Source organism: Pseudomonas sp. 05N433 (genome assembly GCF_056396925.1).
In genome coordinates, this window is the sequence record NZ_JBFTML010000009.1 from 144,906 (window position 1) to 157,326 (window position 12,421).

The 12,421-nt window shown below is 59.6% G+C and carries 13 protein-coding genes; 6 read left to right on the top strand and 7 right to left on the bottom strand.

Annotated features, from left to right (window positions below):
* Nucleotides 1-231 precede the first annotated feature (231 nt).
* The 3 genes from AC1DIS_RS06335 to rpoE are packed head-to-tail and all read right to left on the bottom strand — an operon-like array spanning nucleotide 232 to nucleotide 2,402.
* Nucleotides 232-1,194: a MucB/RseB C-terminal domain-containing protein gene (locus tag AC1DIS_RS06335; RefSeq protein WP_064619726.1), complete on the bottom strand. Its 963-nt coding sequence runs from the start codon at nucleotides 1,192-1,194 to the stop codon at nucleotides 232-234.
* A gap of 8 nt (nucleotides 1,195-1,202) precedes the next feature.
* The gene (locus AC1DIS_RS06340; protein WP_064619730.1) at nucleotides 1,203-1,790 is read right to left on the bottom strand and encodes a sigma-E factor negative regulatory protein; all 588 of its coding nucleotides are present in this window, start codon (nucleotides 1,788-1,790) and stop codon (nucleotides 1,203-1,205) included.
* Between the two features lie 30 nt (nucleotides 1,791-1,820).
* On the bottom strand, nucleotides 1,821-2,402 hold the full coding sequence (rpoE, locus tag AC1DIS_RS06345; RefSeq protein ID WP_003172477.1) for an RNA polymerase sigma factor RpoE/AlgU: 582 nt from the start codon (nucleotides 2,400-2,402) through the stop codon (nucleotides 1,821-1,823).
* Between the two features lie 557 nt (nucleotides 2,403-2,959).
* Here rpoE and nadB point away from each other — a divergent pair.
* The gene (nadB, locus tag AC1DIS_RS06350) at nucleotides 2,960-4,576 is read left to right on the top strand and encodes an L-aspartate oxidase (RefSeq protein WP_018926784.1); all 1,617 of its coding nucleotides are present in this window, start codon (nucleotides 2,960-2,962) and stop codon (nucleotides 4,574-4,576) included.
* Here nadB and AC1DIS_RS06355 read toward each other — a convergent pair.
* Complete coding sequence (locus tag AC1DIS_RS06355) at nucleotides 4,545-4,997, bottom strand: protein YgfX (protein ID WP_018926785.1); 453 nt, start codon at nucleotides 4,995-4,997, stop codon at nucleotides 4,545-4,547. The two genes, nadB and AC1DIS_RS06355, sit on opposite strands and share 32 nt — an antisense overlap.
* Nucleotides 4,981-5,235: an FAD assembly factor SdhE gene (locus AC1DIS_RS06360; RefSeq protein WP_477743389.1), complete on the bottom strand. Its 255-nt coding sequence runs from the start codon at nucleotides 5,233-5,235 to the stop codon at nucleotides 4,981-4,983. The genes AC1DIS_RS06355 and AC1DIS_RS06360 overlap by 17 nt, the downstream gene beginning before the upstream one ends.
* A 148-nt stretch (nucleotides 5,236-5,383) precedes the next feature.
* Between AC1DIS_RS06360 and ygfZ the strand changes: the two genes are divergently transcribed.
* Both ygfZ and AC1DIS_RS06370 read left to right on the top strand, forming a co-directional pair.
* Nucleotides 5,384-6,325 carry a CAF17-like 4Fe-4S cluster assembly/insertion protein YgfZ gene (gene ygfZ / locus AC1DIS_RS06365; RefSeq protein ID WP_064619736.1) on the top strand — a complete coding sequence of 314 codons (942 nt, stop codon included), beginning with the start codon at nucleotides 5,384-5,386 and terminating at the stop codon, nucleotides 6,323-6,325.
* Nucleotides 6,326-6,360: 35 nt separating this feature from the next.
* A complete protein-coding gene (locus tag AC1DIS_RS06370) occupies nucleotides 6,361-7,182 on the top strand; it encodes an HDOD domain-containing protein (RefSeq protein WP_086944831.1) in 822 nt (273 codons plus the stop codon).
* A gap of 125 nt (nucleotides 7,183-7,307) precedes the next feature.
* On the opposite strand, the gene AC1DIS_RS06375 is transcribed toward AC1DIS_RS06370, so the two are convergent.
* On the bottom strand, nucleotides 7,308-8,696 hold the full coding sequence (locus AC1DIS_RS06375; RefSeq protein WP_111454854.1) for a sensor histidine kinase: 1,389 nt from the start codon (nucleotides 8,694-8,696) through the stop codon (nucleotides 7,308-7,310).
* A complete protein-coding gene (locus AC1DIS_RS06380; RefSeq protein WP_007941432.1) occupies nucleotides 8,689-9,360 on the bottom strand; it encodes a response regulator in 672 nt (223 codons plus the stop codon). The genes AC1DIS_RS06375 and AC1DIS_RS06380 overlap by 8 nt, the downstream gene beginning before the upstream one ends.
* Before the next feature lie 234 nt (nucleotides 9,361-9,594).
* On the opposite strand from AC1DIS_RS06380, the gene AC1DIS_RS06385 reads away from it, so the two are divergent.
* The 3 genes from AC1DIS_RS06385 to AC1DIS_RS06395 are packed head-to-tail and all read left to right on the top strand — an operon-like array spanning nucleotide 9,595 to nucleotide 12,421.
* Entirely contained in the window at nucleotides 9,595-10,887 is a 1,293-nt protein-coding gene (locus tag AC1DIS_RS06385; protein ID WP_086944829.1) for an OprD family porin, read from the top strand.
* Between the two features lie 39 nt (nucleotides 10,888-10,926).
* On the top strand, nucleotides 10,927-11,904 hold the full coding sequence (locus tag AC1DIS_RS06390; protein ID WP_018926791.1) for a Bug family tripartite tricarboxylate transporter substrate binding protein: 978 nt from the start codon (nucleotides 10,927-10,929) through the stop codon (nucleotides 11,902-11,904).
* Nucleotides 11,905-11,962: 58 nt separating this feature from the next.
* A complete protein-coding gene (locus tag AC1DIS_RS06395) occupies nucleotides 11,963-12,421 on the top strand; it encodes a tripartite tricarboxylate transporter TctB family protein (protein WP_018926792.1) in 459 nt (152 codons plus the stop codon).

Sequence of the window (12,421 nt, forward strand, 5' to 3'; positions counted from 1 at the left end):
ACGAGCATGGTTAAGCGATATGGAGCAAGGAACACCGGAAACGATACGCCGGTATTTTTGTTCCGGGAACAACAAACAAGGCCAGAGCCGAGGGGCTCTGACCTATAAAAAATTTTCGGGATATTTGCAAATGAAAATGCTCGGCAAAACATTTCGAGGCCTCAACGACGGGGCAGCCATTGCCAACCTCCCGCACCCTACAGCCCCGATTGATGAGCATGACTGATCAGCTCACTGCTTGTTGGTAGCCGCGGCATCGTTGCGCATGGACAGCGCAATCCGTTCGGCGGTACCAATCGGTATTTCACCGACCACGGTCACCATTATTTCGCCTTGCGGAGTGGTCAAGCGACGGGACACAGCGACTGTTGGCCCCAGCTGGGTACGGGTGTCGGTGACTGTTGCCCCATTCAATGGCTCAAGGAACACCGAGAATCGGGCCAGACCGTCGTCGAACATCAGACTGTTGACCTGGACTTTGGTATCCGGATCCTTGTGAGAGTTACTGCTGGTCAGTTCGAAACCTGGCGGCAACCAGTCAGAATGCCAGACCTGCGCAGTCTTGACGGCGGACGCCTTGTCACTGTCCAGGTTAATGGGCTTGCACTCGGAACCTGCCTGCAAATCGCTGTCGGAAGGCACCTCGGCAGTATCCAGCCGGGTGAACTGGAACCGTTCCAGCAGTTGCCCTTTGTCATTGAGCAACAATGACTTCAACGGCAAGCCTGTTTCCTTGTCCAGATGCAGTTCAAAACCATAGCGGTGCTGATCGCGAGGTGTCAACGAGACGATCACCGCCGAACGCCCGGCCACGCGCGACTTGCCGATGACGGCAAGGTCATACCAATTCTTTAGCTTTTGTGGATCGAGTGCACGAGCAGCGGAGTTGGGTGAGTCCCCCAGCCCTGCCATCAGGGTGCCGCTGACGCATTGAGTATGCCCATCAATGCGCACGACTTCCTGGGCCGAACCGTCGAGCTGAAGTAAACGCTCTTGGACTTTGCCATCCTGGACGCGATGCCAGATGTTATGGGTAGAAAAACTACCGTTACGCTCGTAGACGAAAGTACCGTGAAAGCTCTGCGTTTGCTCCGCCTGTCCCAGACGCTTCAGCCAGTCCTGGGCTTCATCGGCATGGGCTGGAACAATAAACCAGCCACTGAGCAGAAGCGTAAGTAGAGGTATGGCGCGCATGATCCTCCTTAACGGTTTTCCAGGCTTGCTGCACGAGCGTAAGGCAGAGCGCTCTCAGTACCTTTCAGTGCAGCCTGTTGAGCATGTTGGCGCAAGTAACCTGGCAGACGCTGATCGTGCCAGCCTGGCTGACCTTGCAATACACCGTTGGCCATAGGGCCAGTGGCGTCCGAACTCTCATTGTAGCCTGCCAATACAGCGGGACCCTTGACCTGAGGAGTGGTCAGACTTGGCTGATTAGAATGCTGAGCCAGTTCGACACCTGCGATCTCGTCCTGGTTGTACAGACGTACACCTGCCAGCACGGCAATGGTCACCGAAGCAGCGACTGCCAGACGACCCAGGCTGCGCCATGGGCCACGAGAGGCTTTTGCCGGTACGGCTTCGTCAGCCAGCGCAGCAGAAACTGCCGCAGCGATGTCCAGACGAGGGAGCAGCAGGTCCTTGTGCATGACTGCCCGAGCGATCTGGTAACGAGCCCAGGTTTCGCGGGTTTCAACATCGTCGAAGGCATTCAACACCCGACGCAATTCCAGTTCGTCCGCTTCGTTATCCATCACTGCGGACAGCGATTCCTGCAGGGCTTCACGACTCATGGCGTTCCTCTCTTGGCTGTCGCCGCTGTCTCAGTTTTCCTGCAACAACGGCTGCAGGGCTTTATCGATGGCCTCCCGGGCGCGGAAGATCCGGGAGCGCACGGTACCCACCGGACACTGCATGACGCTGGCAATGTCCTCGTAACTCAGACCATCGAATTCACGTAAAGTTAAAGCCGTACGCAAATCTTCTGGCAGTTGCTGAATGGTTCGATGGACGGTGCCTTCGATCTCATCCCGCAGCAATGCACGTTCTGGCGACTCGAGATCCTTGAGGCCATGATCGCCATCGTAGAACTCTGCATCCTCGGAACTGACATCGCTATCCGGCGGCCGACGGCCGCGTGAAACCAGATAGTTTTTCGCCGTGTTGATGGCGATACGGTAAAGCCACGTATAAAACGCGCTATCTCCGCGAAAATTACCAAGTGCACGGTATGCCTTGATAAAGGCTTCCTGTGCGACATCCTGGGCTTCATGGGTGTCGTGCACGAAACGCACGATCAACCCGAGAATTTTGTGCTGGTATTTCAGCACTAGCAGATCGAAAGCTCGCTTGTCGCCGCGTTGAACGCGCTCGACCAGCTGCTGATCCTCTTCCTGGGTTAGCATGAACACTCCTCGATAAGCTCGAAGGAGGCTTGCATTACTGAACGACCAGACTTGCAAACATAGACTCGGGCTTTTCGCAAAAGTTCTCCCCCTCCAAGCAAGTTTCCTGCGGGCTCTGATTTGGCACGCACGAAAAGCGCAGCGCGGGAAACCCAGGCTGCGCGAATAATCTTGTCATCGGATTCGTCAGCAGGGACCTAACCGCAAGTCCCGCACCGAAACCGACACTGTCCCTTGTTCCAGGCAACCGTCTATTGATCTTGAGCCTTTGGCAAAAGTTCCATATTTATAGCCGCCTGAAACCAACATTGTGCAACCGTGAAACGAAAAAGACTGTTAAATCCACGATACAGTCGCCTTGTCGCCAACACAGTCAAAAAAACTTCCGACGAAGAGTCCAGTCTTTTCCGTCACAGTAGTTTCACAATGCCATGTGGGCCCGGCTATTGTGCCGCTCCCCCCCTCTATATACTAGTGGGCTGTGTGGCTGTCCTGACTCGCCGATCCAGCTGTCTTGCGCCACCCCCGACCCGGGTCGCTTTGAGCGGAATCCTGAAATGAGCCAACAGTTTCAACACGATGTTCTGGTAATTGGCAGCGGTGCTGCCGGCTTGAGTCTTGCGCTGACCTTGCCCGGTCATTTGCGCATCGCCGTATTGAGCAAAGGCGACCTCGCCAATGGCTCGACCTTCTGGGCCCAGGGCGGTGTCGCCGCCGTCCTGGATGACACCGATACTGTCGAGTCCCACGTCGACGATACCCTCAACGCCGGGGGTGGCCTGTGCCATGAAGACGCCGTGCGCTTTACCGTCGAGCACAGCAGAGAAGCGATTCAATGGCTGATCGACCAAGGCGTACCCTTTACCCGTGACGAACAGTCCGGCACCGAAGACGGCGGTTTCGAGTTTCACCTGACCCGCGAAGGCGGTCACAGCCATCGACGCATCATCCACGCCGCCGATGCGACAGGTGCGGCGATCTTCAGAACCCTGCTCGACCAGGCCATACAGCGGCCCAACATCGAGCTGCTGGAACAGCGGGTCGCGATCGATCTGATCACCGAAAAGCGCCTGGGCCTTGAAGGCGACCGCTGCCTCGGCGCCTACGTCCTCAACCGCAGCACGGGTGAAGTCGACACTTACGGTGCGCGCTTCGTGATCCTTGCGTCGGGCGGCGCGGCGAAGGTCTACCTCTATACCAGCAACCCTGATGGCGCCTGCGGTGATGGCATCGCCATGGCCTGGCGTTCGGGCTGCCGGGTGGCGAACCTGGAGTTCAACCAGTTCCACCCGACCTGCCTTTATCACCCGCAAGCCAAGAGTTTCCTGATAACCGAAGCCCTGCGCGGCGAAGGCGGACACTTGAAGCTGCCTAACGGCGAACGCTTCATGCAGCGCTTCGATCCACGGGCCGAACTGGCACCACGGGACATCGTCGCCCGCGCCATCGACCATGAGATGAAGCGCCTGGGCATCGACTGCGTTTACCTGGACATCAGCCACAAGCCTGAAGACTTCATCAAGACGCACTTCCCGACGGTCTATGAACGCTGCCTGGAATTCTCGATCGACATCACCAAACAACCGATTCCGGTGGTGCCGGCGGCGCACTACACCTGCGGCGGCGTGATGGTCGATCAGCGGGGCCGCACCGACGTGCCGGGCCTGTATGCGATTGGTGAAACCAGCTTCACCGGCCTGCATGGCGCCAACCGCATGGCCAGCAACTCGCTGCTGGAATGTTTCGTTTATGCCCGTTCGGCGGCGACGGACATTCTTGAGCAGTTGCCAGAGGTGTCGATTCCGACCGCCCTGCCCGTCTGGGATGCCAGCCAGGTCACCGACTCCGACGAAGACGTGATCATCGCGCACAACTGGGACGAACTGCGGCGATTCATGTGGGACTATGTGGGCATCGTGCGCACCAACAAGCGCCTGCAACGAGCCCAGCACCGAGTGCAGTTATTGCTGGACGAAATCGACGAGTTCTACAGCAACTATAAAGTGAGCCGAGACCTGATCGAGCTGAGGAACCTGGCTCAGGTAGCAGACCTGATGATCCGGTCGGCCATGGAACGCAAGGAAAGTCGCGGCCTGCATTACACCCTCGACTACCCGAACCTGCTGCCGGTCGCCCTGGACACTATTCTGGTGCCGCCCACCTACGCCGACTGAACTTGAGCCGAACCCGCAGGCGTCGGTGCACATCCGCCGCCTGCGAATCCCGCGGCACGCATATCGCCCTGACACCTCGCTCGCCCCGCAGGCGAAAGCGCAGCACCACAACCAACGGCAGCGCCAAGCTATCCGGTTTTAGCTGCACCGGTTGCCAGCCCTCTGCCTGACTCCACAACTGCCAGCCATCGGCATCGCGACGCAAGCCGCGAAAAGCCTGTGGGTGTGTCAGCAGAATCTGTCGCGGCAATACCCGCATGCTGTGAGCCACGCACAACGCTACGCCGAGCAGGTTGGCCCAGAGCGGTATCGAGAGAAGAAACAGCGAACCCAACGCGAACAGCTGGGCGAGAAGATAGGCCGCCAGCAACTGCCGTGAGGCATGCCAGCGGCATTCGAACGCGTTACTTGGGCTGGACACGATCCAGGATCATGCGAACCATGCGCTGCAGCTCCGGATCTTCCGATTCGGCGCGTTCCATGAACCAGCCGAACATGTCCTGATCCTCGCACTCCAGCAGGCGGACATACAGCGCGCGATCTAACTCGTTCAGATTCGCGTAAACCTCTTTCACGAACGGCACCAGAAGCACGTCAAGCTCCAGCATGCCGCGACGGCTGTGCCAAAAGAGGCGGTTCAGTTCAACGTTATCGACCATGGAGCGCTCCTCAAATAGGCCGCAAGTATACAGCCCCGAGGCGAGCCGAACAGTCGGCTTTGGTCGGCACTGACGATCCTTTGTGAACTACCCATTTCAAGGGCGCCCCCTTATGATGTCCCTCAGACTCTTTACCCTGCGATGACCCATGGCCGATTCTGCTTTTTTCTGCACCCTGTCTCACGAAGGCGTTCTCGCGGTACGCGGCTCGGATGCCAGCAAATTCCTGCAAGGCCAATTGACTTGCAACCTCAATTACCTGAGCGAAACCCAGGCCAGCCTTGGCGCGCGTTGCACGCAGAAAGGCCGGATGCAGTCGAGTTTCCGCATTCTGCTGGAAGGCGACGGTGTGCTCATGGCGATGGCCAGCGAGCTGCTGGAGCCGCAATTGGCGGACCTGAAAAAGTACGCGGTGTTCTCCAAATCGAAACTGACCGACGAAAGTGCCGGCTGGGTTCGTTTTGGCCTTGAGCATGGCGATGCGGCACTGGCCAGCCTGGGCCTGGCGCTACCGGTCGACACCGACAGCGTCGTGCGCAATGACGGCCTGATCGCCCTTCGCGTCTCGCCTGAGCGCGCTGAACTCTGGGTGAACGCCGATCAAGCCGACACCATCAAGGGCAAGCTGTCCGCCCTGCTGGCCGAAGGCGAACTGAATCAATGGCTGCTGGGCCAGATCCGCGCTGGGATCGGCCAGGTCATGCCAAGCACCCGCGAGCTGTTCATACCGCAGATGCTCAATCTGCAAGCCGTCGGCGGCGTGAGCTTCAAGAAGGGTTGCTACACTGGCCAGGAAATCGTTGCGCGCATGCAATACCTGGGCAAACTCAAGCGTCGTCTGTATCGCTTGCAACTGGAAGGTAGTGAACTGCCTGAACCCGGCACGCCACTGTTCTCCCCGACTCACGGCAGTTCGATCGGTGAAGTGGTGATCGCTGCTCGCACCGAGCAAAACATTGAACTCCTGGCCGTGCTGCAAGCCGAAGCTGCAGAAGATGGCAACCTGCACCTTGGCGCACTCGAAGGTCCGGGCCTGCATTTGCTCGACCTGCCTTACCAACTGGATCGTGATCGCGAAATCCAGCGTTAACAGCAGCACTTGTCGCAATACCCTAGAGAAAAGAAATGAGTGAGCTGGCGGATAAGGTCCAACAGGATTTGGTTGAGGCCATCGATAATGATGACCTGGTTCTGCCAACATTACCGGAAGTGGCCCTGCAGATTCGCAAGGCCGCCGAAGACCCGGAAATCAGTGTCAGCACCCTGAGCAAAGTGATCGGCCGTGACACCGCGCTGTCGGCGCGCCTGATCAAAGTGGTCAATAGCCCGTTGCTGCGCGCGACCCAGGAAGTGACTGACTTGCACACGGCCATCACCCGGCTGGGCGTCAATTACAGCAGCAACCTGGCCATCGGCCTGGTGATGGAACAGATTTTCAATGCCCGTTCCGAAGTGGTGGAACAGAAAATGCGCGAGGTCTGGCGCAAAAGCCTGGAAATCGCCGGCGTCAGCTATGCGTTGTGCCGCAGCTACACACAACTCAAGCCTGATCAAGCGGCGCTCGGCGGGCTGGTGCATCAGATTGGCGTGCTGCCGATCCTGACCTACGCCGAAGATCACTATGAATTGCTGTCAGACCCGGTCAGCCTCAACCATGTGATCGAACGCATCCATCCGCTGCTCGGCGATAAATTGCTCAGGGTCTGGGATTTTCCGGAAATGCTGGTGCAATTGCCGGGGCTGTATCTGGATTTCAAGCGGCAATCGGCGCGGGTCGACTATGTCGATCTGGTGCAAGTGGCCAGCCTGTATTGCCACAAGGACACCGACCATCCTCTGGCTCGCATCGACCCGGTCAGTGTGCCTGCCTTCGAGAAGCTGGGGATCGATCCGGAGAACGAAGCGATGTGCAAGGATCTGGAAGAGTCGCGGTCGATGTTTTACTGATTTCTGTGGCGAGGGAGCTTGCTCCCGTTGGACTGCGCAGCAGTCCCTTCTTGGGGCCGCTTCGCAGCCCAACGGGAGCAAGCTCCCTCGTCACAACAAGCCTCTCTGCGCAGGTATGAGTGTGTTCACTCCCCCGCAATAAAACTTACCCGCACTTTCAGCCCCGCAAACTCGCCATCGTGCAGGCTGATCTGCGCCAGATGGGCGCGGCAGATCTCGCCGACAATCGCCAGCCCCAATCCCGACCCAGCCACCTGCTGATTGCGCCGGTAAAAGCGCTCGAACACCCGTTCCCGCTCTTCAAGGGGAATTCCCGGACCATCGTCCTCGACCTCCAGCACCGCCGGCGCCGTGACCCGCAGAATCACATTGCCGCCCGGTGGCGTGTGGGCCAGTGCGTTGTCCACCAGATTGCTCAACAGCTCGTTCAGCAGCGTCGGCTCACCACGCATCCACACCGGCTCGTCAGCTTCCAGCGCCAGTGCCACGCCACGTGCATGGGCCAGCGGCGCCATGGCCATGCCCAGTTCACGGGCCAACTGACTGAGGTCGAGCAATTGCGCACCGCCCTCGGCGATGGCCCGGGCGCCATTCTCGACCCGTGCCAGCGAGAGCAATTGATTGGCCAGGTGGGTCAGGCGATCCGTGCTCTGGGCGGCGGCTTCCAGGGTACTGCGCCAGGTTTCGGGTTCGTTCGAGCGCAAGCCCAGTTCGAGGCGAGCCTTGAGCGCCGCCAGCGGCGTGCGCAGTTCATGGGCGGCATCGGCGATGAATTGCGCCTGGCGCTCGAACTGCCCGCGCAACCGCTCGGTAAAGTGATTGAGCGCACGCACCAGCGGCCCCAGCTCGTGCTGCACTTCCACCAGCGGCAAGGGGCGCAAGTCATCGGGTTGACGCTCTTCCACCGCGGTACGCAAGCGCTCCAGTGGACGCAGCGCCGCACTGACCGCAAACCACACCAGCAACAACGCACCGATCGCCAGCATGCCCAGCCGCAACAAGGTGTCGGCCATCAGGCTGCGCGCCATGCGGACCCGCGCCTCATCGGTTTCCGCCACGCGGATCTCCGCCATGCCGTTCATGTTCGGTTCGCTGACCGCTTTGAGCAGGCTGACCACCCGCACGTTCTGCCCTTGATAAGTGGCATTGTAGAAACGCGCCAGCGCCGGATAGTCATCGGTGCGCGGTGTTCCCGGCGGCGGTGCCGGCAGGTTTTCGTAGCCCGAAATCAGCTTCTGATTGATGTCGTTGACCAGGTAAAAAATCCGCCCGGCGCTGTCGTAGGCAAACGTGTCGAGGGCCACGTAAGGCACGTTGGCGCTGAGGCTGCCGTCGCGCTGGGACAGGCCGGCGGCGATGGTCCGCGCCGAGGCCAGCAAGGTCCGGTCATACGCGGTGTCGGCGGCTTCGCGACCGTTCCAGTACGCGCTCAAACCACTGGCGAGCATCAACACCACCAGCAGCAGCGCGAGGTTCCACAGCAACCGCCAACGCAGGCTGCTGAGCTTATGCATCGCGGCTTTCCAGCAAATAGCCAAGGCCACGGAAGGTCACGATGGCCACCGGTTGGCCGTCGAGTTTTTTGCGCAAGCGGTGGACGTAGATCTCGATGGCATCGGGACTGGCCTCCTCATCCAGGCCGAAGACCTGAGCCGCCAATTGCTCCTTGCTCATCACCCGGCCGGGACGGGCGATCAGGGCTTCGAGCACTGCCTGCTCGCGGGAGGTCAGGGTCAGTAATTCTTCGCCGAGGGTGAAGCGCCGGGTGTCCAGATCGTAAGCCAGCACGCCACAGCGCTGCTGGCGTTCACCGCCGAGCACACTCCGGCGCAGCAAGGCTTTGACCCGGGCTTCGAGTTCGGTCAGTTCGAAAGGTTTGGCCAGGTAATCGTCAGCCCCCAGGTTCAGGCCATGGACCCGATCCTTGACGTCGCTGCGGGCGGTCAACATCAGCACCGGCAGGTTCTTGCCCCGGGCCCGCAAGCGCGCCAGCACTTCGAAACCGTCCATGCGCGGCAGGCCGACATCGAGGATCGCCATGGCGTATTCCTCGCTGCTCAAGGCCAGGTCGGCCGCCACACCGTCGTGCAGCACATCCACGGTCAGCCCGGTGCTCTTGAGCGCCTGAGCGACACTTTCGGCAAGCTGCAGATGGTCTTCGACGAGCAGAACACGCATGGATCTTTACCTCATTCAGGGATGGTCGACGCCATTCTTTGGCGCGGAGTTTACAGCCGCATCCGTCGCTGTGAAGCCCGAAAACCGTGAAAGTCAGCTGAAAGGTTAGCGAAAGGTTGGCCGGTTAGAGTCCCGCTACGGACAGCTTTCACTGCCGTAGTCAGAGCACATAGCGATACGAAAAACGCCCCGAAGCGTTTTCGCCAATAAGAATAATAAACGGAGTATGTCACCATGCTGTCCATGCAGCTTCAGGCTCGCCCGCCTGTTCGTTTTTCCCGCCTCAACCACACCGCCCTTGTCAGCGCCGCCGCCCTCGCCGGCTTTTCGCCGTTGAGCCAGGCTGCCTTCTTCGAAGACAGTAAGGCAACCTTCGAAACCCGCAACATGTATTTCAACCGCGACTTTCGCGATGGCACCAGCGCCCAGCAATCCAAGCGGGACGAATGGGCCCAGGGGTTCATGCTCAATCTGCAATCGGGTTACACCGACGGCACCGTGGGGTTTGGTGTCGATGCGCTGGGCATGCTGGGGGTAAAACTCGATTCGAGTCCGGACCGCACCGGTACCGGCCTGCTGCCAACCCATGACGACGGGCGCGCGGCGAACGAGTATTCCAAGCTCGGCCTGACCGGCAAAGTGAAGATCTCCGCCACGGAGCTGAAAATCGGCAGCCTGATTCCGGAACTGCCGATCCTCAAGCCCAACGACGGTCGCATTCTGCCGCAGACCTTTGAAGGCGGGATGCTGACCTCCAAAGAGATCAAGAACCTGACCTTCACCGGCGGGCGTCTGGAGAAAGCCAAGGACCGCGACAGCACCGACTTCGAAGACATCGCCCTCAACAACAAGAACAGCCGCTTCGCCGGCACCGTGGCAGGCAAGCATTTTGACTTTGGCGGCGTGGACTACAAGTTCACCGACAAGATCACCGGCAGCTACCACTTCGCTCAACTCGACGAAGTCTACAACCAGCACTTCCTCGGTGTTGTCGCTTCGCAACCGTTCGGCCCCGGCACTTTCGGTACCGACCTGCGGTTTGCCATCAGTGACGATGAGGGCGCGGCCCGTGGCGGCAAGATCGACAACAAATCCCTGAACGGGCTGGTGAGCTACGCCTTGAGCGGGCATAAACTCAGCGCCGGCTATCAGCGCATGTCCGGTGACAGCGCCTTCCCCTACGTCGATGGCAGCGATCCGTACCTGGTCAACTTCGTGCAGATCAATGACTTTGCCGGCGCCGAAGAACACTCCTGGCAGGCACGTTACGACTATGATTTCGCCAAACTCGGCGTTCCCGGCCTGAGCTTCATGAGCCGTTACGTGAGCGGCGACAACATCAAGCTCAAGAACGGTGATGAAGGCAAAGAGTGGGAACGCAACACCGAGATCAAATACGTCGTACAAAGCGGCGCCCTCAAGGACGTTGCCGTACGCCTGCGTAATGCCACCTACCGTTCCAACTACTCCGCTCGCGATGCCGATGAAGTGCGTCTGCTGGTGAGCTATAGCGTTGCCCTTTGGTAATTCAGTACGTCCATAACAAAAACTCTTAAGGAGACTTGAATGAACCTGTCACTGCGAAAAGTTGCTCTGGCCACCGGCATCATGCTGTTCGCCGGCCAATTGCTGGCCGAACCCAAACGCCCGGAATGCATCGCCCCAGCCTCGCCGGGCGGTGGTTTCGACCTCACCTGCAAACTGGCGCAAAGCGCGCTGGTCAACGAAAAACTGCTGACCAAACCGATGCGCGTGACCTACATGCCCGGCGGTGTCGGCGCGGTGGCGTACAACGCTGTGGTCGCTCAGCGCCCGGCCGATGCCGGTACGCTGGTGGCCTGGTCCAGCGGTTCGCTGCTGAACCTGGCGCAAGGCAAATTCGGGCGTTTCGATGAAAGCGCCGTGCGCTGGCTGGCGGCCGTTGGCACCAGTTATGGCGCCATTGCGGTGAAAAGCGATTCGCCCTACAAGACCCTGGACGATCTGGTCAAAGCCCTGAAGAAAGACCCAAGCTCGGTGGTGATCGGTTCCGGCGGCACCGTCGGCAGCCAGGACTGGATGCAAACCGCCCTGATCGCCAAGGCAGCCGGGATCAACCCGCGCGACCTGCGTTACGTCGCCCTCGAAGGCGGCGGTGAAATCGCCACCGCCCTGCTCGGCGGCCACATCCAGGTTGGCAGCACCGACATCTCCGACTCCATGCCACACATCCTGAGCGGTGACATGCGTCTGCTGGCGGTGTTCTCCGAGAAGCGTCTGGACGAGCCGGAAATGAAAGATATTCCGACCGCTAAAGAGCAAGGCTACAACATCGTCTGGCCGGTGGTTCGCGGCTTCTACCTCGGGCCAAAAGTCAGCGACGAAGACTACGCCTGGTGGAAAAACGCCTTCGACAAACTGCTGGCCTCCGAGGATTTCGCCAAGCTGCGCGATCAGCGTGAACTGTTCCCGTTCGCCATGACCGGCCCGGAGCTCGACACCTACGTGAAGAAGCAGGTCGCGGACTACAAAGTGCTGGCCAAAGAGTTCGGCCTGATCCAGTGATCGCCTCTGTCTAGCGGCTGCGGCCCCGGTTCTCGGGGTCGTGGCCCAGGAGTTCCCCATGCTCATACAACGCATTTTTGCTTCGGTGCTGTTGCTGGCCTGTGTCGGCCTGGCGCTGATGGCGTGGCCGTATCAAGCGGCTTTTTCCTACGAACCGGTCGGGCCTCGCGCCTTCCCCCTGCTGATGCTCGGCTTGATGGGCCTGGCTTTGCTGTACATGGTGTTTCGGCCGGCGCCGATCGTGCACAGCGATGACGACCCGAAACTGGACCGCGAAACCCTGATCAAGATCGGCATCTGCGTGGCGCTGTTGCTGGTGTTCGCCGGGGCCTTCGAACCTCTTGGCTTCATCGTCGCCAGCATTCTGATTGGGGTCCCGATGGCACGCCTGTATGGCGGCCGCTGGCTGCCCAGCGCGGTGATCATCAGCCTGATGGCCATCGGTCTTTATCTGCTGTTCGACAAGTTGATGGACGTGCCACTGCCGTTGGGCGTGCTCGACGTTCTGGAGAACTGA